Source organism: Thorsellia anophelis DSM 18579 (assembly GCF_900111395.1).
Taxonomy (GTDB): Bacteria; Pseudomonadota; Gammaproteobacteria; order Enterobacterales; family Thorselliaceae; genus Thorsellia; species Thorsellia anophelis.
The window spans coordinates 159,313-182,620 of the sequence record NZ_FOHV01000007.1; the positions used below are offsets into that span (position 1 = coordinate 159,313).

Genomic DNA, 23,308 nt, shown 5'->3' on the forward strand with positions numbered 1-23,308 from the left:
GTGATTAATAGTACAATGTCTTCCTCTAAGCAATGATTTTTATATCATTTGGCTCAATATGATTTAAATCCTGATATCTAGCTCTCGTTTTTCTTTTGAAGCTGGTTAACTTCTGTGGGTCTTGTTGTTTATTAATTTTTCTCACTACGTAGAACCTTTTTACGGAACAATAATTTGCTTTTGTTTAGTTCAAGATTATCGGGTGTTAATACATTCTCAAGTTCTGATAATAGTTCCTTTGCTGGGCCAAATTGTTTGTCTTGGATAAGGTCCCTTAAATGATTAAATTTTTCTGAAATATGCTTATTCCTATGATGTGTATCCATTGTTGAGAGTAATACCGTGTTGACATCTTCCCCATACAAGGAAGGTTGCTGTAAGATATTTCCCTTTTCTAATGAATAGACTAAGATATCTTTAAAGTCGCTAATCACTATGGGGGAATGGGTCGATAAAATGAATTGGCAATTTGGGAAAGTACTAGCAAGGCGCTCAATTATAGTTCGTTGCCAAGTTGGGTGCATATGCATGTCAATTTCATCTATTAGAACGATACCATACCCAAGCAGAGGATCATCGTTTTTAGGATTTAGCGTGGCAAGTCGTCTTGCAATATCACCGACTAAAGCCATTAATGATCGCTCTCCTTGAGATAACTGCCTGACATCAAGTTGTAATTCATTTTTTGTGACTGACATGTGCAAATGAGGTATTCGATGAATTTTAATATCACTTATCTCAGGCATGAATTGATAAATTGCTTTACGAACAGCGCTAAGTTGTTTATCTTCTGTTTTATGTGCATCGCTTAAATGTTTAATGAACTCAAATGCATATTTCATTTCAGCTATTTCCATTTTTAGCTCAGTAATGTTGCTTGGTTCTTTTTTACTTAAATTTTTAACTTTTTTATTTAACCTAAAAAATTCATCAGCATTGTTCAATAAAAAATTATTGACATTGCTTTTAGATAGTTCATTTTCGATATCTTCACGTTCACGGAACCATACGAAGAAAGACTGGAAATCCACTCCTGTTAACAATGTTTTGGGGTATCCATCTATCTGATCACTCTGTATTTTGTCTTTACTTATTAATTGAGTGTTCATTACTGATCGTTCGACTGGATAAAATGCTATTAATGGTAAGTTAAAGTGCTCATTCTCTGTTAAGTTAAGCCTAAATAGTTCAGTCAATTCTCTGAGTTCATTAAAATTTGACTGAAATTTACCTTTTCTTCCAGTTTTGGTTTTAGCTAAGGACCACGTATAAAGTTTATTTTTATTATTTGTATCATGGCTATTATTGTAAGTTTCTAAAAATATCGATAAAGTGCTTAAAGCGGATACCTGACCTATTGAAATGATCTCTTCAAGGATAGGGGAGCCATTTGCCTTTTCATTACGCAATCTGGCAATAAACCAACTTAAATTAGTTGCAATTGCAGTTAAAATAGAAGACTTACCTGAGCCGTTATTACCTATAAAAACTGTAATATTTGTGGTTATATCTTTTATCGGTGCAAAGTCTATATTTAAATCAGCCAATCCAGCCATGTTTATTAGGCTTAAATTTTTGATTTTCATGATTTATTTTCCTTGCAAGTTTTATGTAAAGGTTGTGATATTGCTTTATATATGCATCTGTGAGCAGTGTAGTTCGATACAGCCATACTATAATAGCATAGCTGATATGAGTTATAGATTAAGACGTAAAATACTTACTGCACTAATAGCTCAAGGAATATAATTAACGTGCAGATATAAAATAGCTGAATTGATTGAAAACCGTGCAATTAGATTGCTAGCCCCTTGCTATTTTAGTTAAAATCTGAAAAATAGACGGTGTAGTGTTATTTATACTGCTAAGCATTTGCTTTCAATGCTTTTGGTATTCATAGCACCCAGAAGAGGCGCACTGTCTAGGTAACCTATAATAGGACCGCATCCGTTGAAAATAGGCTAGGGAGAACAGTGCCGAGATTTGTATGAACGCGGATTTATACAAGTCGACCGCAAAGGCTGAATCCTTTGGGTTGTCACACGAGCCAATCAGTTTGGCCGCAAGGTGGAGCACTTCTGGGCCAGAGATAAGCTGAGTTTGAGCGTCTACACTTTGTCACTGTGATGTTATTTAAACGTTAAGTGATAATCTGTAAATTAATCATTCTGATGACAATGTTTAATCTTGCCTAAATCGCCCTTCCTTGTGTTAACACGATTATTAACACGAGAACCATTATGAACACACAATCAACAAATACATCTTCAACATTCCAAGCTAGTTATTCGTTAAACTCCCCTGATGAATTTGGACTTAATGCCAGTCTTAATCAGCCTAAACTTCCTATTAGGATTGCAAAATTTGGTGGAACAAGTGTTGCTGATTTTGATGCAATGAGTCTTTGTGCACATTTGATTCTTTCAGATTCAAAAACTAAACTCGTGGTTCTGTCTGCTTCTGCTGGCGTGACGAACCATCTGGTTAAATTAGCGAAAGGCACTGAAGGGTCGGATAGAGAAGAGACCTTAAAAACAATCAGTGATATTCAAGCTAAAATATTATCAAAATTACCTGAGTCTCATAGACCAATTGCGCAAATTGATGCCTATTTAGCAAGAATCGAGGTGTTGGCACAAGCTTGTTTTGAGGCTTCATGTGATGCTAATTCAGATAATAATCAGCAGTTAGCGCTAGCAGATGAAATGGTGGCACATGGTGAATTATTATCAACGACACTGTTTACTAGTGTCATGCAATCTTTAGGTGCGCCTGCAAAATTTGTGGATGTCAGATCGATATTAAAAACCGATAGCCGTTATGGGCGTGCGATGCCAGATATTAATGCCATCCGGATTGCAGCGCAAACGCATTTAAAAGAAAGTCTTGGTCATCATATCATCATTACTCAAGGATTTATTGGATCTGATGGCGATGGAAATACTACAACATTAGGCAGAGGAGGCAGTGATTATAGCGCTGCGCTTTTAGCTGAAGGGCTTAATGCAAGTGAAGTGGCAATTTGGACAGATGTTCCAGGCATTTATACAACCGACCCTAGAATCGCACCTTTAGCTAGACCTATTGCGAATATTTCTTTTGTAGAGGCTGCTGAAATGGCAACGTTTGGTGCTAAAATTTTGCATCCAGCGACGTTATTGCCTGCTGTGAGGGCAAATATTCCTGTTTTCATAGGCTCAAGCAAAGCGCCAGAAGCAGGCGGAACGTATGTAAATCAAGTTGCTGACCCTTCACCTTTATTTAGGGCATTGACGCTTCGTAGGGAACAAACATTATTGACATTACACAGTCTACAAATGTTACATGCCAGGGGATTTTTAGCAGAAATATTCGCCATTTTAGCTAAACATCAAATTTCTGTGGATTTAATTACCACATCAGAAATCAGTGTCTCGTTAACGCTTGATACGACCGGTTCTAATACAACAGGTGATTCACTTATCACGCCTGCGTTAATTCAAGAATTATCCGCGCTTTGCCGAGTGGAAGTTGAAACTGATTTGACACTGGTTGCGATTATTGGCAATAATCTTACCCAAACAGCAGGTGTCGGTCAGGATGTATTTGATGTTTTAAGTCCATACCCAATTAGATTGATTTGCTTTGGCGCAAGCAGTCATAATTTTTGCGTATTAGTTCCCTCTGACAATGCTGATGCGATTGTGCGTGACTTGCATAAGCGTTTATTTGAGGGCTAAGCTATCTTAAGCGTCCCGAGGTAACCCTTTTTCAATACTTCTCACTAAGCGTTTTTGCTGCATTGTTACCTCTGCGCTTAGTGAGAGGTGTCTTTCTATTGCCCAATTTAGATGTTCATCGACTAAAGTACTTCTGCCTAATTGTGCTGTTAGAGCATCAATAATTTCAGTAGATAAAGGGGCTGATGGCGGGACGTTTCCAAGCGCAACTGCGATATTACGTTGCCAGCTATCAAACCCAATTCTTCTAATTGCACTGCCTTCAGTTTCTTTTAAAAATACTGATTCACTCCAATTGAGCAGTGTTAATAATTCAGGCGCGGATAACTGACTGTGTTTGATGAAAGCGGGTTCTTTGGTCAGTGGCGCAACTTTATTATAAGGGCAGATAAGTTGGCAATCGTCACACCCATAGATGCGATTGCCCATAAGAGGTCTGAGTTCTACTGCAATAGCCGATTTGTGCTCAATCGTCAGGTAGGAGATGCAGCGCCTTGCATCAACAATATAATCATCTACTATGGCGCCTGTTGGACAAATGGTTCGACAAGCTTGACATTTACCACAATCAGATTGATGCTCTAGACTCTGATTAGGAGGATTGGTTAAATGTAGTGGTAGGTTAGTCAGTAATTCACCAATGAAAAACCATGAACCTGCTTCATGGTTAATTAGCAAGGAGTGCTTCCCTACAAAACCTAGGCCTGATTTTGCGGCTAAAGGTCTTTCTAATATAGGCGCTGAGTCAACAAATGGTCGATATTCAAAGGAAAAGTCTAATGCTTCTTTCACTAGCAAATCATTAATTGCTGTAGCAAATGCCTTGAGTTGTTTACGTAATATTTTATGATAATCTTTACCTAGTGCATAACGGCTAACATAGCCTAAGGTCGGCGTGCCTAATACTTTCGCGAATTGTGCATTAGGCGGAAGATAATCTAATCGCACTGTAATTGCTGATAATGCGCCAGGAACCATTTTATCTGGTGATGTTCTAAATAGTTGATGGTTTTCCATCCATGACATTTCACCGTGATACTGTTTGTCTAACCATGATTGCAACGCCTGAGCGTGGTCGTTCAGATCTAAATCACAAAATCCAATCTCAGAAAAGCCAAATTCAAGGCTGAGTGTTTCAATTTGGTTTCGAAGGGAAAACAATATCTCTTTTGGAATCAAGCTAGACTCTGAAATGGATTCACTTCGATTGCATTGTATTGGTTCAGATGATATAGGCATAATAAAAAAAATCCTCAAGCCGGCAATTAAATCAGTATAATAGCCATATTTAGTGTGTGTAAAGTACATTATTAGTCTTTTAAAGAAGATGAATACTCAAATATTCGTCTGAGCCTGATAAATAATTTTGCCACAAGTTTACCTACAGCAGAGCAGAATTTTAATACATGGCTGTTTGGTTGATTAAAAATATAATCAAAATATCGATATTTTAAGGATTAATCACTATATGTTACACTATACTTTTTCATTAGCTAATGAAATTGAAACAGCTCAATTAGCGAGTGCTTTAGCGCACGCAATAAAATCACCTTTATTGACGCTTCATTTAGAAGGGGATCTTGGAGCAGGTAAAACAACATTTAGTCGAGGGATCATACGTGCGCTTGGTCATAAGGGAAATGTTAAAAGCCCAACTTACACATTAGTTGAACCTTATCATTTAGAATCGATAGATGTTTATCATTTTGATCTTTATAGATTAGCCTCTCCAGATGAACTGGAAATGATGGGAATACGGGATTATTTGAGTCAAGCGTTAAATAAATCGGTTTTGTGTTTAATTGAGTGGCCATCAAAAGGCAGCGGCATTCTACCCGATCCTGACATGAAAATTGTGCTCTCTTCTCCAGATGAGGCAGTGATTGATTGCAAAAGAATAGTAACCTTTCATGCACTAAGTGCAGCGGGTAAGACACTATTAACTCAATTGCAATTAGATTTTAAGGTTAATGAATATTGATTTACTAAATAAGGTTGAACTACACTCAATTAAATCAGTATACGCAAGGTGAAATTTAACGTAATGATACATCAGATGAAAAATAGGTTGCATATCGCTCATAAAATTGAATCTTGCCAATCGACTTTTGCTTATTATGCAAAGCAAGTCTTATTGCGAGTATTAAAGCATCTTAGCTCTATTAAACAGATACTATGTACGCTCATTTATTTCTTATTATTCGTGAGTTTAGATATTCAAGCAGGATATTTAGTTAATCTTAGCTATACAAATCAAACAAATGATGCCAGTCTTACATTAACATTTGATAGCGAAGTCAAACCTAAATTTGCTCTTGTCTCCGATCCTATTCGCTTAGTGATAGATTTGAATGCCAATAATGGTATACAAGGTTTACCTGTGTCATTTAATGGCTTAAATTTGATGAAAGGGATTGAATCTGTCAAAGCAAATGGCGTGCAAACCCGCCTTTCAGTACCTTTATCGCGTCATGCGACTGTGAACCATGCTCTAAAGAAGCAAAATGGAAAATATATTCTAACTATTCAACTTTCTTCTTCAGATGTCCAAGATAATTCTTCTAAAGCTGCAACTAATATCCAGCCCAAAGAAGATTTAGGTGCATTTATTAAGCAGTCAGATACAGTGAAAGAACCAAAAGTTGCTGCTCAGAATAAGCCAGTTAGCCCAGCGCCCGTTTCTAAAAACGTGACTAATCCTCCTATTTTAAAGCCTAAGCAAGGTACTCAATCAGGTAAAATTGTGATCGCGATTGATGCAGGTCATGGTGGTAAAGATCCTGGGGCAATAGGCTCTGCAGGTCATAAAGAAAAAGTGATAGCGCTAGCTGTAAGTAAAAAATTAGAGAAACTCTTAAATGATGACCCAATGTTTTCCCCCGTTTTGACCAGAACAGGAGATTATTACATTAGTGTGCCTGATCGTTCTGAAATCGCTAGAAAGCAAAAAGCAAATCTGCTGGTATCTATTCATGCAGATGCCGCACCTAATAAAGAAGCAAGAGGCGCTTCTGTTTGGGTGCTCTCTAATAAAAGAGCAAATAATGAAATGGCGGGATGGTTAGAAAAACAAGAGAAGCAGTCAGAGTTATTAGGCGGTGCAGGAGATGTCTTGTCTGGTAATTATAATGATAAGTATCTTAGTCAAGCAGTCATTGATTTGCAATTTGGTCATTCACAAAAAGTAGGATATGGCGCAGCTCAAGAAGTGCTCAAAGATCTAGGCAAAATTGGGAAGCTTCATAAGAAAAAACCAGAACATGCAAGCCTAGGGGTGTTAAGATCACCTGATATCCCCTCATTGTTGGTTGAGATTGGATTTATTAGCAATAAAGCTGAAGAGCATTTATTAGCAACCCCGGCTTATCAAGATAAATTAGCTCAATCTATCTATAAAGGGTTAAAACGTTATTTTGAAGCACATCCAGTGAATACCTCAGCATCAGATAAAATTGTGAGTGATGCCTCTAAAGGTTCATCTTCAGGTAATCGTAAGCATAAAGTAAAAAAAGGTGATTCATTAAGCAAGATAGCAGAAAAATATCATGTGAAACCAAGTGCAATTAAAAAAGCAAATAAAATGGAAGATGATAATGTGATGCTTGATCAAACATTAATTATCCCAGATTAGTATAGGTTTATTAAAAATCAGTGATAGTTGAGACTTTAATGTTAAGTAATTGAATTTAGGGTAAATGTCTATGGCGATAAAAATACTTTCACCACAACTAGCTAATCAAATTGCGGCAGGTGAAGTTGTTGAAAGACCATCTTCAGTTGTCAAAGAGTTGGTGGAAAATGCTTTAGATGCCGAGGCAACGCAAGTTGAAATTCAGATAGAGCAAGGAGGGGCTGGGTTAATTCTCATTAGAGATAATGGTAGTGGTATCAGCAAGGCTGATTTGCCATTTGCTTTAGCTCGCCATGCAACGAGTAAAATCAGTGATATGGAAGATTTGATCTCTATTTTGAGTTTTGGGTTCCGTGGAGAAGCGCTCGCTAGCATCAGCTCTGTTTCTAGGCTTACTTTAACTTCTCATACAGCCGAACAAGCCGAAGCTTGGCAGGTTCATGCAGAAGGCCGTGATATGAACGCAGTGGTTAAACCAGCTGCTCACCCGATTGGTACAACGGTTGAAGTCCGAAATTTATTTTATAATACTCCAGCAAGACGTAAATTTTTACGTACCGAAAAAACTGAGTTTAACCATATTGATGAAGTTATTAAACGAATTGCCTTGGTCAGACATGATGTGACGTTTACCTTAACACATAATGGTAAAAGAATACGATATTATAGAGCGGTACCCGCTCAATCTGAACTAGCACAAAAACAGGCAAGAGTTGCTCAGATTTGTGGAAACCGATTCATTGATTCGGCGAACCATATCCTTTGGAATCATTTTGACCTTGCCATCGAAGGATGGGTAATGCCGCTTTCGACCAGTGAATTAGAGTCCAGTCAAATCGTCCAAGGCATTCAATATTGTTATGTCAATGGCAGGATAGTTCGGGATAAGGTTATCATGCATGCTATAAAGCAGGCTTTTCAAACATATTATCCGGACTCTTTTTTATCAGATGATAAACTTGCTTATGTCATCTATTTATCGGTGTCGCCAGAACAGGTCGATGTGAATGTCCATCCAGCCAAACACGAAGTTCGATTTCATCAAAATAGAACAGTACATGATTTTATTTACCAAGCGGTGATGCAATCTTTAGAAGCTCATTGTGCACAGATAGATCTAGAAACTGGTGAAGTGTTAACTCAAAGCGTTATTAGCACGATTAATGATAATAACCGTTCCTCAGCAGGTACAAATCAATTTGCTGGCAAGCAAACCACCATTTCTAAAGGAATGAGAAATGAAACATCTCACCCCAAAGATAGCAGTCTAGCTAGGGCTAATATTTCTGAATTAGATGGCAATGATAGGCAAGCAGACGCTATTTTACCTGGACAGTTGAAACCAGATTTAGGGCTGACATCACAGCAAGAGATTGTTAATCATGATTTACAGGAACAATCGCTCCTAAAAAAAACGAATGTAACATCAAAACAGGAGTGTGAAGATTCAATAAAAGGAACTGATATTACTTCATCACAAAGCTCCTCTTCATCAGTTGAATCTTATTTACTAGACGAGGAGACATCATTAGTTGCCTCTGAGCCAGAAATAAAAAATCATTATCAGCAAATTTTTCCGACACGTGACAAACCTTTTGTATTTAATCCTGATAAATTAGATACTCATGAAGTAAAACATCAAAAAACGTTTCAAAAGGAGTCGCAAGATCGGCCGATGAGCCTTGCTGAAAAAGCACTTTATCAGCAGTTAATCACTCCCGCTCACTCCTCCCAAAATCCAGTATTACATGCTTCTAAGGGGCAGGCATCAAATGTAGAGGCACAGATTCAAACTTTTGGTAAGGCACTGTATGTTCTAAATAAAACCTATCTACTTGTTGTTAAAACGGATGAATATAATCTAGAACAACTTGGCTTAGTTTCTCTATATCATGCGAGTGTAGAGCTTAGAACGATACAATTTAAGCACGTAATTAGGCATAATAGTGCACAATCACTCTTGGTGCCGATGACTTTACGCTTAAAAGAGTCAGAGTGGTCACAGGTCCTTAGGTATCAGGATGTCATGACTCAAATGCAAATTATACATAGTCTTAATGATAAGCAAAAAACACTAGATATTCAGACTGTGCCTGCACCTATCAGGCATGGTGATATCGCAAAATATCTCACTAAATTATTTAGTTTTTGGATTAACAATACTTCTGAGCTGTTAAATCCACTTGATGAATCGATTCTATTTTTAGCTAAATTATTAGTTGAAGAGTTAAAAGGAAGTGATGATCAAGTTTGGACCTTAGCAGAAGCGATTAATTTAGTCAGTGAGCTCGAACGTATGCTACCTACTAGAATATCTGATATAGGTGAACCAATTTTCAAGCGGATTGAACTTCAGTGATTGATAGTAATTATTTGAAATTAATTGAATTATCACCCTTCTATTTACTTGGTGGTGTTAGCTCTGCTTAACTGTGAATATAGGTATCATGATGTGGCGTGTCAAAAATTTTATCCCTTTTCAAATGCGTTGAATGCGGATTTAAATAAAATGCGGATGTTGTTTGAGCGATCAATCCATTAAGGGCAGTAGTCAGCAACAAGAACCCCGATGCGAGTGATTAATAAACTAATCGCGGTAGGAATATCCTCCCTTTAGGGAGGGGAAGATGTCAAAGTTTAAATAGATGATTTAAGCAATTAAAAGGGTAATTTATGAATAATACAAAGCCTCCAGTTATTTTCATTATGGGGCCTACAGCGTCAGGTAAAACTCAGCTTGCGATGACACTATATGATAAATTACCAGCTGAATTAGTGAGTGTTGATTCAGCGCTGATTTATCGAAGTATGGATATTGGTACCGCTAAACCAACTTTAGCTGAGCAAGCTCAATATCCTCATGCTTTACTTGATATTAGGGACCCTGCCGAGAGTTATAGTGCTGCTGAGTTTTATCAAGATGCACAATGCGAGATAAAGAAGATTCATGCAAGAGGGAATATTCCTATTCTTGTTGGCGGCACCATGCTTTATTTTAAAGCCTTACTAGAAGGGTTATCCCCATTACCAACGGCAGATAGTCAAATTAGAGCAAGCATCGAGGCAGAAGCAATTGAAAAAGGATGGCCGTATATTCATGCAAAGTTAAGCGCAATAGACCCTGTATCCGGTGCTAGGATACATGAAAATGATAGTCAGCGTATTTGTCGTGCATTAGAAGTTTATTTAATTACTGGAAAGTCAATGACTGTAATGCAGCAGGCAAAAGGGATGCAATTTGATTATCCAGTTATTCAATTGGCCTTACTGCCAAAAGAGCGTGAGTGGCTACATAAAAGAATTGAACTTCGTTTTGAGCTCATGGTCAAAGATGGGTTTATCAGTGAAGTAGAACATTTAATCGCCCGTGGCGATTTAAATTTAGATATGCCATCTATGAGATCTGTAGGCTATCGACAAGCATGGGAATACCTTCATGGGGCTTATGATAAAAACGAATTTATATTTAGAGGTGTGTGCGCAACAAGGCAACTAGCCAAACGCCAATTAACTTGGCTTAGGAGTTGGAATGATGCTCATGCCCTTAATTGTCAAAATCAAGATCAAATGTACCAATCTGTAATTGAAATTTTGAAAAAGCAAGCTATTATCTAATCTTTAAAATGATACAAAACAAAAAAAAGTTAAACTATAATGCCATTTATAAGGCGATGGTGTATCATGTTTCGTATATTTAAGAATGATGGTTTTTTTTATGGGTTCGTTTAACGCATATTAATCACTTAGACAATTTTGATAAAAATGTTTATGTTAAATATGTGTTGTATTCTTTTTTGACCCAACCACATTTATTTTATGCTATCTGATAAAGATAGATTTTTTGTATTATGATTTATTAAAATAAAAGGTAAAGACTATGGCAAAGGGACAATCACTACAAGATCCTTTTTTAAATGCGCTCAGACGAGAAAGAGTGCCGGTATCCATTTATCTTGTTAATGGTATTAAATTACAAGGACAAATTGAATCGTTTGATCAATTTGTAATACTGCTGAAAAATACTGTGAGTCAAATGGTATATAAACACGCAATTTCCACTGTTGTACCTGCTAGAGCAATTTCACATGGTGCGACTAGTCAAAATCATTCTAATTATTCAGGTAGCACTCCAGTTAGTGGCGAAGACGATTTCGAATAATCTAAATATAGTTATACCTTCAAACAAAAATATTGACCGAGTATTGACTCGGTTTTTTCGTTGCTCTAATTTATGCATTAAATGTCTTCAAGATGTTTTACTAGGGCTTATTTTGATGACGGTTAGAAGGAGTCATTATGTTTGATAGGTATGAAGGTGGTGAAGAAGCCATTTTGGTACATGTAGATTTTCAGCAAAATGAAGAACAAGAAGAAGATTTAGCAGAGTTTGAAGCATTGGTTATTTCAGCTGGCGTCACTCCTTTGCAAATCATTACAGCAAGTCGCAAAGCGCCTAGTGCTAAATATTTTATTGGTGAAGGTAAAGCGTTAGAAATTGCTGAGGCGGTCAAACAGACAGGGGCGTCGGTGATTTTGTTTAATCACAGTTTAACCTCTGGACAAGAGCGGAGCCTTGAGAAACTATGTGAATGCCGAGTTGTTGATAGGATTGGATTAATTTTAGATATCTTCGCACAAAGAGCAAGGACCCATGAAGGAAAGTTACAGGTTGAATTAGCGCAATTGAGACATCTATCAACTCGTTTAGTCAGGGGATGGACCCATTTAGAGCGTCAAAAAGGTGGAATAGGATTACGTGGACCAGGTGAAACTCAGCTAGAGACTGATAGGCGATTATTGCGTGACAGAATTGCCTTAATATTAAGCAGATTAGATAAAGTTGCTAAACAACGTGATCAAGGTAGGCGTGCAAGAGTACGAGCACAGATACCTCAATTATCTTTGGTTGGATATACAAATGCTGGAAAATCTTCACTATTTAATCAATTGACTGCTGCAAGTGTTTATGCAGCAGATCAATTGTTTGCAACACTTGATCCGACTCTAAGGCGACTTAATATTGAGCAGGTAGGTGAAATTGTTTTAGCTGATACGGTTGGATTTATTCGTCATCTTCCTCATGATCTTGTCGCCGCTTTTAAAGCAACCTTGCAAGAAACGCGGGAAGCTACTTTGTTACTACACATTGTTGATGCTGCAGATGAACGATCAAATGAAAACATTGAGGCTGTAGAACATGTATTATCTCAAATAGAAGCAGATACATTGCCTACATTAGTAGTCATGAATAAAATAGATTTACTAGAAGATTTTGCCCCTAGAATTGATAGGGATGAGACCGGTGTGCCAATTAGAGTTTGGGTATCTGCTGCAAAAGCTTTAGGATTGGAATTACTATGGCAAGCTATTACTGAATGTTTGTTAAAAACAAATGTGTACATTACGTTAAAGCTTCCACCTGAATTAATAGGACAGTGGCGAAGTTATTTTTATACCAAGCGTGTTATATTATCTGAAATGCTTGATGATGAAGGATATATGACGCTTAGTTTAACTTTGACTCAATCTCAATGGGGAAGCTTAAATAAACGAGAACCAAGGTTATTAGCTTGCGTACAAGAAAAATTCACTAAAAATGGCAACATTAATGAGCCAATAGAATGAAATTAAGAGTGATTATGGTATGATATCGGATTGTGAGCCGATAGAATGCTTTTGGGTAAGGCGCTTTTTATCAAAAACGCGTAAAACTTTGCCCTTTAAGGTAGAAATGATACATAGTAAGATTTACTACCTAAGACGAGATAGTCTGCACAAAGCGACTACGACTATCAGCAAAAAACACGCGATGGTGAATTTAGAGGATTTGTAGATTCGTAATATGACTCAGCCGAATAAAGGGAGTATAGAACGACCTAGTAAGGGGGCGCTCAAAAGTCTAGCTTAATCTGCTCGATCCTTAATCAAGGGCTAGGGGGAATTTAGGCGACAGTTAAGGTATAAAATGGAGTGGAGTGGCGGTGATTTGATCCCAGTTCCACCAGAGTACGCAAGTCAGACGTGCCCGTGTTGTGGTCACATTGCTAGGGAAAACCGACGGACACAAGCCTAGTTTCAATGTGTCAATTGTGGTTACGAAAATCACGCCGATGTGGTTGTGGTAGGTGCGATTAAAATTTTAGAGCGGGGACACCGCTTGTTAGCTTGTGGAGAGAATGTGCGGTTAGACATCTCTATGAAGCAAGAACCCGCCGAAGTGACTCCTTTAAGTAATTGAAGGTGCGCAGTAGGAATCCCCCTTGCTTTAATGGGGGAGAGGATGTCAATGATATAAGTGCGCTCTGGCACTTAACAGAAAATACATTCACTCAAACAAAAATTAACGGAGCATAACCATGGTATGGAATCAACCCGGAAACAACGGTAATAATAAAGATCCGCTGGGTTTCGGTGGCAAAAAACAAGAACCTAAAAATAATGGTTCAAATGAACCTAAACAACCTGAACCTGAACAAAATAATGGGCAACAAAACGATCCTTGGGGTAATCCTAATAACCGACAATCTCAAACGAACCCTCTGCAGGATTTGTTTGATAAGTTATTTGGTAATAAGCGTGGAAATGGTTCAGGCGGAAATAATTCAAATAATGGTAATTCGATAAAATTATCAGGTAAGCTTTTACCAATTATTATTTTTAGTGTGGTTGGGTTATGGTTTGTGAGCGGATTTTATACTGTCAAAGAAGCTGAGCAAGCTGTGATTACACGATTTGGTCAATTTCATACCATAAAGCAACCAGGCTTAAATTGGAGACCTGTGTTTATTGATGATTATCAGGTGGTGGATGTTAAACGTCGTTACGATATTAATTCAAGTGGGCGCATGTTAACGTCAGATGAAAAATTAATTGATATTGTAGAAATGAATATCAAGTACACCATAAGCGATCCACAAGCCTTTTTATTTAATGTTGTGAGCCCAAATGATAGCTTAACTCAAGCAACAGATAGTGCGCTTAGAGGTATAATTGGACGTAATGATTTAGAAACGATTTTAACAAAAGGTCGTGATGGTATCCGTTTTGATACTAAGACCGAGTTAGAAAATACGATACGTCCATATAATATGGGCGTTCAAATTGAAGAAGTAAACTTCCAAGAAGCCAAGCCGCCTAAAGAGGTACAAGAAGCATTTGATGATGCAATTGCTGCACGTGAAAATGAACAGCAATTGATTAATGAAGCAGGTGAGTATCGTAACCGACAATTGCCATTAGCAAACGGTGAAGCGTCTCGTATTTTACAAAATGCTAATGCAATTCGTCAAAGTACGATTTTAGAAGCTGAGGGTGAAGTTGCTAGGTTCTCTAAGTTGTTACCGGAATATCAAGCAAATCCAGAGATAACAAGACAGCGTTTGTATATTGAATCTATGGAACGTATTTTATCAAATACACGTAAAGTCATTATGCAAGGAAATGGTAATAATTTAACTGTGCTACCACTCGATCAACTGCTTAAAGGGAATACAACTCAACCAGTATCTGAGCACCGTGATTTAAATACTGGAAATGTCAGTTCAAATAACTATCCGAGCTCTAGCCAAACGACTCCGATAACGCCAGTTAGCAATGCTCCTATGACTAGTTCGGCACAAAGCGCTTTGCCACAAGGGCGAGTGAATAATGCGAGTGAAAGATTAAATGCTATCAGGGGAGGAAACTAATTATGCGTGGATCGTTAATTGTCGTATTTGTCTTAGCATTAATAGGTGCTTATAATTCATTATTTGTGATAAGTGAAGGCACAAGAGGGATAGTATTAGAATTTAATCGAGTGCTAAGGGATGATGCGGGTGAACCAAGAGTATATGAACCTGGTTTGCATGTTAAGGTGCCTTTTATTCAAAGTGTTAAAGTGCTTGATGCCCGAATTCAAACAATGACAACTGCTGAGCAGCGTTTTATTACAAGAGAAAGTAAGCACTTAATTGTTGACTCATTTCTAAAATGGCGTATTACGGATTTTGGTCGTTATTATACCATCACAGGTGGCAATAGTAGGCGAGCAGAAGAAATATTGCGTCCAAGATTAAGTGACAGGTTACGTTCAGAATTTGGTCGTTTAGACGTAAAAGAAATAGTAAGGGATTCACGTAGTCGTTTCACGGCAGTCAGGGATATTTTAAATAGCGGCGCAAATGAAGCGTCTGATGATGATATTGTTGACGGTGCATTATCTGAAAATACAGTTGATCCAAATACTAGAATGCGTCTTTCTGAAATAGGAATTGAAGTAGTTGATGTCAGAATTAAGAAAATCAATTTACCAGAAGAAATTTCAGAAGCTATCTTTAATAATATGAGAGCAGAGCGGCGAGCAGTTGCAACGCGTCATCGAGCTCAAGGTGAAGAGGCTGCAGTACGCATTCGTTCTGAAACCGATAGAGAAACAACTGTTATCAAATCTGAAGCTGCGCGTGAAGGACAAATTCTAATTGGTGAAGGAGATGCTTTAGCTGCAAAAATCTTTGCTGATGCCTTTAATCAAGATACGGAGTTTTACTCTTTTATTCGTAGTTTAAGGGCGTATGAAAATACCTTCAAGCAAAACCAAGATATGATGGTTTTGAGTCCTGAAAGTGAATTTTACCGTTATATGAAACAGCCTAATTCTACTACTCAAAACTAACATAGTACTAAATTTTATGATGAACTACACTGCCCGCAAAGCGGGCAGTGTAGTGTTTAATATTAAACAATAATGCAAATGCATTTAAAGGTAAGTGATTATGGCTAAAAATGTTGTCGTATTAGGCACCCAATGGGGTGATGAAGGAAAGGGTAAAGTTGTTGATCTATTAACTGAGCGTGCTAAGTATGTTGTACGTTATCAAGGTGGTCACAATGCGGGACATACCTTAGTCATTAATGGTAAAAAAACTGTTTTGCATCTTATCCCATCTGGAATACTAAGAGAAAATGTTGTCAGCATTATTGCAAATGGCGTGGTTTTATCTCCTGATGCCTTAATGAAAGAAATGAAAGAATTGGAAGCAGAGGGTGTACCTGTTCAATCACGCCTAAAAATCTCACCAGCATGTGCATTAATTTTACCTTACCATATTGCACTTGATGTCGCACGTGAAAAAGCTCGAGGTAAAAATGCAATAGGCACTACTGGTAGAGGTATTGGGCCTGCATATGAAGACAAAGTTGCACGTCGTGGCTTACGTGTATGTGATTTATTTAACAAAGAGTTATTTGCTAAGAAATTATTCGATATCGTAGCCTATCACAATTTTGAATTAGAGAATTATTATCAAGCAGAAACGGTTGATTATGAAACTGTTTTACGTGATGTGATGGCAGTTGCTGATATTTTACTGAGTATGGTTGTCGACGTGCCAGAATTACTCGATCAAGCGCGTAAAAATGGTGATTACATTATGTTCGAAGGAGCACAAGGTACATTGTTAGATATTGATCATGGCACTTATCCTTATGTAACTTCATCAAACACAACTGCAGGTGGTGTTGCTACTGGTGCAGGGTTTGGCCCTCGTCATGTTGATTATGTATTGGGTATTGTAAAAGCTTATTGTACTCGTGTTGGTGGCGGTCCATTCCCAACAGAACTCAATGATGATATTGGTGAACAACTTTGTGCAAAAGGTCACGAATTTGGTGCAACAACAGGAAGACGCAGAAGAACAGGGTGGTTGGACATTATTGCTCTTAAAAGAGCAGTCCAACTTAATTCAGTATCAGGTTTTTGTTTGACCAAACTAGATGTTTTAGATGGATTAGCTGAAATCAAACTATGTATTGGGTATAAATTACCAAACGGTGATATAGTTGAAACAACACCTTTATCAGTTGAAGGTTGGGAAGGCATTACACCAATTTATGAATCTATGCCTGGCTGGAGTGAAAATACTTTCGGAGTGAAATCATTAGATGGACTACCGCAAGCTGCGCGTGATTATATTAAACGAATTGAGGCATTAACTGGCGTACCTATCGATATTGTTTCGACAGGGCCAGACAGAGATGAGACAATGATTTTAAGGCATCCATTTGAAGTCTAGATTTACAATAAGAAATTAAATTACTAAACCGATTATATTAAACGTGTAATCGGTTTTTTTATGCCTGCAAAAATAACTGGCCACTTAATAAAACCAATCAAAGTAGGTTAAAGTTTTTAGCTTGGTTTCAGAAGCGGGCGAATCCTAGAGTACGTGGTTGTTATGATTTACTATATCAAGCGAGCATAGAGACAGCCTTTTCGACTGCACCACAGAAACGATAAGTTTCATCAAGCGTATTAAAAGGCGCAAAAGAAGCTCGGATAGAACCATTGATGCCAAGTACTTTGTTAAGAGGATGTGCGCAATGCAGGCCAGAGCGAACCGCTATATTCTGCTCAGAGAGCAATATAGCAAGATCGTTTGAATGAATCCCTTTAATGATAAATGTTAAAATACTGGAATTATCTACGCTAATTTTTTTATAGCCAACTAATTGACTCAACCTGTCATCTGCACATTGTGCAAGATCAGATGCATGTCTTTCTAAGATATCTAATGGCCAGTCTTTTAGCCAGTTTAATGTCGCACCAAATCCAATGATACCAGCAGTGTTAGGTGTCCCTGCTTCAAAACAGTAAGGCGCATCTTCAGCAATGAAATCATCCATTTTAGCATGCGATAACATTTTCCCCCCGCCTTGCCAAGGATACATTTCATCAATTCTATCTGGGTGAATATAAAGTACACCGACTCCTGTTGGGCCATAGAGTTTATGAGCTGAAAAAAAATAAAAATCAACTTCAGTATGACTTACATCAAATCCATGATGAACAATGCCTTGTGAACCATCTACAGCAATTGCACAGTTATGTGAGTGTGCAATAGAGCTTGCAAGATGTATATCAGTGACAGCACCTGTCACATTAGACATCTGTGTGATAGCTATTAATTTAGTTTTATTTGAAATTAAAGAGGGCAAGATATTTAAATCAGGCACTAAAGAATTATTAAGAGGTAGGGGGATAATTTTAGCTTGCTTTTTCTTAGCTAGCATAATCCATGGGATTAAATTTGCATGATGTTCAGACTCACTCACGATGATTTCGTCGTCTACTGTTAATTTATGTTCCAAATAACTTGACGCAATTAAATTTACGGCTTCTGTGGCACCTTTGGTCCAGATTATTGAATGACTCTCTGCAGCATGAATAAAATTCGCAGCTAAACTACGAGCATGTTCGTACTGATTGGTTAGTTGAAGCGCTTGGCTATATTGGCTTCTATGTATATTACCTGTACCTTGATAGAAATTGAGAGTAGCCTCAATCATTGCCTTAGGTTTAAGTGCTGTTGCAGCAGAATCTAAATAAATATGATCGGGGCTAATTGCAGGAAATTGAGCCCTAAAAGATTCAATAAGTGTACGTGACATTAACCATTAACCTATTTAAGATAAGTAATAAAAAATAAGCCATATTAGAATATATTATTAGCTTAAACAAAAAATCCAATGCCAAAAATAGCATTGGATTTTTTAATTTCTAAAAAGTATTAAACAAATTTAATTAGCGGGTAACGCGTAAAATGACGTTCTGTCCTGCTGTTACTTGTCCACTATGTTTAATGATTTCTTTCACATCATCTAAATTTGATACAACAACAGGCGTCAAAGTAGATTTAGCTTTTTCTTCTAGTAAGGCTAAATCAATTTCAATAATAGGGTCGCCGACTTTAACTGATTGACCTTCTTCAGCAATACGCTTAAAGCCCAAACCTCTTAATTGCACAGTGTCGAAACCAAAGTGTACGAAAAGTTCAATTCCTTCATTTGATTCGATTGAAAAAGCGTGATTAGTTTCAAATATTTTACCAATTGTTCCATTAACGGGAGCAACAATTACAGAGCCCGTAGGTTTAATCGCAACACCATCACCGACTACTTTCTCAGCAAAAACCACATCAGGCACATCTTCAATGTTGACAATTTCACCTGTCATTGGAGAATAGATATCTATATGAGCCGATTCTGTTTTATCATCAGACATTAAAGATTTAATTTTATCGAAAATTCCCATTTTTAGCTTCCTCAACTAGGTTGTTTGAAACGATATATTTACGGTTATACTAACCTACTTCTCATAATTATCAAACTATTTTGATTTATACTCAATCCGCTATGATTCAGACTATAGCGGATTGAGTCACTAACTGCATTATTGAGCATTGTTCGAAATAAATTTATCAACTAATGCGACGACATCTTCAGCTGTTGGTAATTCAAGCGCTTCTTTAGCAAGTTTTTGAGCATCTGCATAATTAGAATTACGAACAATTTTTTTAATTCGTGGAATAGACATAGCACTCATACTAAATTCATCTAATCCCATACCCAATAACAATAATGTTGCTCTTTCATCTCCAGCAAGCTCACCACACATTCCAGTCCACTTACCTTCAGCATGAGACGCATCGATAACACGTTTAATCAGTAGTAAGACTGATGGAGACATTGGATTATAGAGGTGTGATATCATATCGTTACCTCTATCGACAGCAAGCGTGTACTGAGTCAGATCATTTGTGCCAATACTAAAGAAGTCAACTTCTTTGGCAAGGTGATGTGCAACCATTGCCGCAGCAGGTGTCTCAATCATTACACCAATTTCAATTGATTCATCAAAAGGCTTATTTTCAGCTCTTAACTCAGCTTTTAAGCGCTCAAGTTCAATTTTTAGCTGACGGATTTCAGTGACAGAAATAATCATTGGGAACATAATACGTAATTTCCCAAAAACCGACGCTCTCAAAATAGCCCTAAGTTGAGCATCTAAGATTTCTTTACGATCAAAACATATTCTGATTGCGCGCCATCCTAAAAATGGATTTTCTTCTTTTGGAAAATTCATGTAGGGTAATTCTTTATCCCCACCAATATCCATGGTACGTACTATAACTGCTTGACCACCCATACCTTCTGCTACGGCTTTATATGCCATAAATTGTTCATCTTCAGTCGGTAGGCTGTCTCTGTCCATAAATAAGAATTCAGTACGATACAGACCCACTCCTTCCGCACCATTTCTCTCAGCTCCAGCGATATCACGAACTGTACCAATATTCGCACACACTTCTACCTGGTGACCATCTAATGTCATAGCAGGAAGATTTTTTAATTTTATGAGTTCATTTTTTTCATCGACATAATTTTGTGCGATTGCTTTTTTAAGTTCAACTATTTCAGTTGTGGGGTTTACATGGACTTCATTATTGAGTGCATCTAAAACCAAGAAATCACCATTTTTGACACTGGTAGTGATGGAGCCTGTTCCTACTATCGCTGGTAATTCTAATGAGCGAGCCATAATAGAAGTGTGTGAGGTTCTGCCGCCAATGTCAGTGATAAAACCAAGTACCTTGTCAAGGTTTAACTGAGCAGTTTCTGAGGGGGTTAAGTCTTTTGCAACTAGAATAACTTCTTCGTTTATGGCACCTAAATCAACAATATGCATATTTAAAATGTTTTTTAAAAGACGTTTACCAATGTCTCTAACATCAGCGGCTCTTTCTTTTAAATATTCATCATCAAGTTCTTCTAGGGCACATGCTTGTTCGTCAATAACTTTGAATACTGCTGCTTCTGCTGTAGATTTATGCTTTGTAATAAGGGTTATGATTTCTTGCTCAAGCTCTTCATCTTCTAAGAGCATGATATGCCCTTCGAAAATGGCTTCTTTTTCTTCCCCTAAGGTTTCAGCTGCCTTAGTTTTAATAATTTCTAGTTGTGAAGATGCTTTTTGTCGACCTGTGCGAAATCTTTCAATTTCTTGCTCAATCTGGGATTCGTCAATTTTTTTGTGATTGATTATCATCTCATCTTCAATGAGTAATAAGGCTTTGCCGAAGGCTAAACCGGGAGAAGCAGCAATTCCTGAAATCATAAGTCTACCTTTCTTTTTACAATGGAATAATTAGGATAAGTTACCTATTTTAGGTTAAAAACTTAACTTCAGGCAACCGAAATGTTGGTTGCCTGAGACAACATAATGATACATTAAAATATCGATAAAAAAATTGATCAATATTATTCAAGTGTATCAAGTAATTTCGCTAAATATTCAACTGCTTCTTTTTCGTCCTCACCTTCAGCCTGAAGAGTAATGGTTGTACCTTGTGATAAGCCTAACGTTTGTAATTTAAATAAGCTTTTAGCACTTGCACTTTTACCATTTGAAATCACAGTGATTTCAGAAGTGAAATTTTTTGCTTCTTTAACAAATTGTGCAGCAGGGCGTGTATGTAAACCATTGGGTGCGATTATGACCACATCTTGTTGATACATAGTAATTTCTCCATTTAATAAGGATTGTTAATATAAAAAAAGAACATTTAAGGTAAATATTCAAATAAATACGTCACTGAGTTATTCTAACTGATTTTTGTTTAAAAATATCAAATCAACTGCGTAAAAAGATAAATCTAAGATAAAAATATAATTGAGTATTAAGCTCACTCGCTACTAATAGTATTAAGAAAATCTTAAGAATGGTAACTAATTTAGAAAAGTTTGATGCACTTCACAAATAAAAGCACCGTTAAAGGTGCTTTTATGTGATCCAGATCACAAAATATTAAGATTTTAATGCGTCATCGGTAAAAATATCAGCAAATAGCGGAGACGTTAAATATCTTTCTGCAGAAGAGGCAAGTATTACGACGATCATTTTATCTGAATATTCTTTCATTTGGTTGATTTTAAGCGCTGCAGTGACAGCTGCACCAGAAGAAATACCAGCAAGAATACCTTCTTTTTGCATTAATTCATGCGCCATGTTGAATGCTTCTTCGTTGGTAACTAATTCAACTTTATCAAGTAATGATAAATCTAAATTGCCAGGTATAAAACCTGCGCCAATACCTTGGATTTTATGTGGGCCTGGTTTGATTTCTTCACCATTAAGTGTTTGTGTAATGACAGGAGAATCTGCTGGTTCAACGGCAACTGAGAGAATTGGTTTTTTTTGGGCTAATTTAATATATCTACTTACCCCTGTGATCGTGCCTCCTGTTCCTACACCAGCAATAAAAATATCAATATTACCTTTTGTAGCGCGCCAAATCTCAGGACCTGTAGTTATTTCATGAATGGCTGGATTAGCAGGATTGCTAAATTGTTGCAAAAGTAAATATTTCTCAGGGTTACTTTTTTGGATTTCTTCGGCTTTATTGATTGCGCCTTTCATGCCTTTAGCACCCTCTGTTAAAATTAACTCAGCACCCAAAGCTTTAAGTAGCCGACGTCTTTCTAAACTCATTGTTTCAGGCATGGTAAGAATCAATTTATATCCTTTTGCCGCTGCAACATAAGCTAAAGCAATGCCAGTATTACCACTAGTTGGCTCAATTAGTGTTATGTCCTTATGAAGTAAGCCTTGTTTTTCAGCTTCCCAAATCATATTTGCGCCAATTCTACATTTGACGCTAAAACTAGGGTTTCTTGATTCGATTTTTGCATATATATTACCATTACCAATACGATTTAATCTTACTAATGGCGTATGTCCAATTGTTAAAGTGTTATCTAAGCTAATAACATCAATGTCAGAATGGGTAACTTGTGGAGTAGTATTCATATCAATATTTCCTATGAGATTAATTTAGAATAAATTTGTAATAATAGCCTGAGTAAATGTAATGAATTATTCACTATAAAATGAGTTGAGTTAGACTGAGTAGTTTTACCCAAAAAACGACCTTAAATTATTTGATTATCTTCCACATGCTATGCAAAATTGCAAATGCTAATTTTGCATGATCCATAACTAAATCGTAGATTTGAGTAATTTAAACCACTTACACATATCTATAGTTACGCGATGCTCGACTTTTTTGTTGCATAATTTGGAGGGAGATGGCATAACTTACAACTAATTAAGAGACGAATCAAAATTAGGAGTAAAATCATG

At 37.1% G+C, this 23,308-nt stretch carries 17 protein-coding genes, 1 pseudogene and 1 riboswitch; of the genes and pseudogenes, 11 read left to right on the forward strand and 7 right to left on the reverse strand.

Annotated features, from left to right (window positions below):
* Positions 1–131: 131 nt before the first annotated feature.
* Positions 132–1,586 carry an AAA family ATPase gene (locus tag BMW37_RS06140; protein WP_093318639.1) on the reverse strand — a complete coding sequence of 485 codons (1,455 nt, stop codon included), beginning with the start codon at positions 1,584–1,586 and terminating at the stop codon, positions 132–134.
* A gap of 313 nt (positions 1,587–1,899) precedes the next feature.
* A riboswitch (Lysine riboswitch) is annotated at positions 1,900–2,086 on the forward strand.
* Between the two features lie 154 nt (positions 2,087–2,240).
* Between BMW37_RS06140 and lysC the strand changes: the two genes are divergently transcribed.
* Positions 2,241–3,719 carry a lysine-sensitive aspartokinase 3 gene (gene lysC / locus BMW37_RS06145; RefSeq protein ID WP_093318641.1) on the forward strand — a complete coding sequence of 493 codons (1,479 nt, stop codon included), beginning with the start codon at positions 2,241–2,243 and terminating at the stop codon, positions 3,717–3,719.
* 6 nt (positions 3,720–3,725) lie between these two features.
* On the opposite strand, the gene queG is transcribed toward lysC, so the two are convergent.
* On the reverse strand, positions 3,726–4,958 hold the full coding sequence (gene queG, locus BMW37_RS06150) for a tRNA epoxyqueuosine(34) reductase QueG (RefSeq protein WP_093318643.1): 1,233 nt from the start codon (positions 4,956–4,958) through the stop codon (positions 3,726–3,728).
* Positions 4,959–5,187: 229 nt separating this feature from the next.
* Here queG and tsaE point away from each other — a divergent pair, with 229 nt between their 5' ends.
* The 10 genes and pseudogenes from tsaE to BMW37_RS06200 all read left to right on the forward strand — a co-directional run bounded on the left by tsaE (position 5,188) and on the right by BMW37_RS06200 (position 17,402).
* Positions 5,188–5,700, forward strand: a complete 513-nt coding sequence (gene tsaE / locus BMW37_RS06155) for a tRNA (adenosine(37)-N6)-threonylcarbamoyltransferase complex ATPase subunit type 1 TsaE (protein ID WP_093318645.1) — start codon at positions 5,188–5,190, stop codon at positions 5,698–5,700.
* Between the two features lie 63 nt (positions 5,701–5,763).
* The gene (locus tag BMW37_RS06160) at positions 5,764–7,350 is read left to right on the forward strand and encodes an N-acetylmuramoyl-L-alanine amidase (protein ID WP_093318647.1); all 1,587 of its coding nucleotides are present in this window, start codon (positions 5,764–5,766) and stop codon (positions 7,348–7,350) included.
* 70 nt (positions 7,351–7,420) lie between these two features.
* Positions 7,421–9,709 (forward strand): DNA mismatch repair endonuclease MutL, encoded by a 2,289-nt coding sequence (mutL, locus tag BMW37_RS06165; protein ID WP_093318648.1) that lies wholly within the window; start codon positions 7,421–7,423, stop codon positions 9,707–9,709.
* A 314-nt stretch (positions 9,710–10,023) separates the two neighbouring features.
* Positions 10,024–10,965, forward strand: a complete 942-nt coding sequence (miaA, locus tag BMW37_RS06170) for a tRNA (adenosine(37)-N6)-dimethylallyltransferase MiaA (RefSeq protein WP_093318650.1) — start codon at positions 10,024–10,026, stop codon at positions 10,963–10,965.
* A 262-nt stretch (positions 10,966–11,227) separates the two neighbouring features.
* Positions 11,228–11,509, forward strand: coding sequence for an RNA chaperone Hfq (gene hfq / locus BMW37_RS06175; RefSeq protein ID WP_093318651.1), 282 nt, complete (start codon positions 11,228–11,230; stop codon positions 11,507–11,509).
* A gap of 137 nt (positions 11,510–11,646) precedes the next feature.
* The gene (gene hflX / locus BMW37_RS06180; RefSeq protein ID WP_093318653.1) at positions 11,647–12,975 is read left to right on the forward strand and encodes a ribosome rescue GTPase HflX; all 1,329 of its coding nucleotides are present in this window, start codon (positions 11,647–11,649) and stop codon (positions 12,973–12,975) included.
* A gap of 322 nt (positions 12,976–13,297) precedes the next feature.
* A pseudogene (locus BMW37_RS15900) lies at positions 13,298–13,423 on the forward strand (zinc ribbon domain-containing protein); the annotation flags it as partial.
* A 283-nt stretch (positions 13,424–13,706) separates the two neighbouring features.
* Positions 13,707–15,038: an FtsH protease activity modulator HflK gene (gene hflK / locus BMW37_RS06190; protein WP_093318655.1), complete on the forward strand. Its 1,332-nt coding sequence runs from the start codon at positions 13,707–13,709 to the stop codon at positions 15,036–15,038.
* Between the two features lie 2 nt (positions 15,039–15,040).
* Positions 15,041–16,003, forward strand: coding sequence for a protease modulator HflC (gene hflC, locus BMW37_RS06195; RefSeq protein ID WP_093318657.1), 963 nt, complete (start codon positions 15,041–15,043; stop codon positions 16,001–16,003).
* Between the two features lie 100 nt (positions 16,004–16,103).
* Positions 16,104–17,402, forward strand: coding sequence for an adenylosuccinate synthase (locus BMW37_RS06200; protein WP_093318658.1), 1,299 nt, complete (start codon positions 16,104–16,106; stop codon positions 17,400–17,402).
* A 175-nt stretch (positions 17,403–17,577) separates the two neighbouring features.
* On the opposite strand, the gene csdA is transcribed toward BMW37_RS06200, so the two are convergent.
* The 5 genes from csdA to cysK all read right to left on the reverse strand — a co-directional run bounded on the left by csdA (position 17,578) and on the right by cysK (position 22,975).
* The gene (gene csdA, locus BMW37_RS06205) at positions 17,578–18,777 is read right to left on the reverse strand and encodes a cysteine desulfurase CsdA (RefSeq protein WP_093318661.1); all 1,200 of its coding nucleotides are present in this window, start codon (positions 18,775–18,777) and stop codon (positions 17,578–17,580) included.
* A 133-nt stretch (positions 18,778–18,910) separates the two neighbouring features.
* Complete coding sequence (crr, locus tag BMW37_RS06210) at positions 18,911–19,420, reverse strand: PTS glucose transporter subunit IIA (RefSeq protein WP_093318662.1); 510 nt, start codon at positions 19,418–19,420, stop codon at positions 18,911–18,913.
* 138 nt (positions 19,421–19,558) lie between these two features.
* Positions 19,559–21,283, reverse strand: coding sequence for a phosphoenolpyruvate-protein phosphotransferase PtsI (ptsI, locus tag BMW37_RS06215; protein WP_093318664.1), 1,725 nt, complete (start codon positions 21,281–21,283; stop codon positions 19,559–19,561).
* A 143-nt stretch (positions 21,284–21,426) separates the two neighbouring features.
* The gene (gene ptsH / locus BMW37_RS06220) at positions 21,427–21,684 is read right to left on the reverse strand and encodes a phosphocarrier protein Hpr (protein WP_093318665.1); all 258 of its coding nucleotides are present in this window, start codon (positions 21,682–21,684) and stop codon (positions 21,427–21,429) included.
* Between the two features lie 289 nt (positions 21,685–21,973).
* On the reverse strand, positions 21,974–22,975 hold the full coding sequence (gene cysK, locus BMW37_RS06225; RefSeq protein WP_093318667.1) for a cysteine synthase A: 1,002 nt from the start codon (positions 22,973–22,975) through the stop codon (positions 21,974–21,976).
* Positions 22,976–23,308 lie beyond the last annotated feature (333 nt).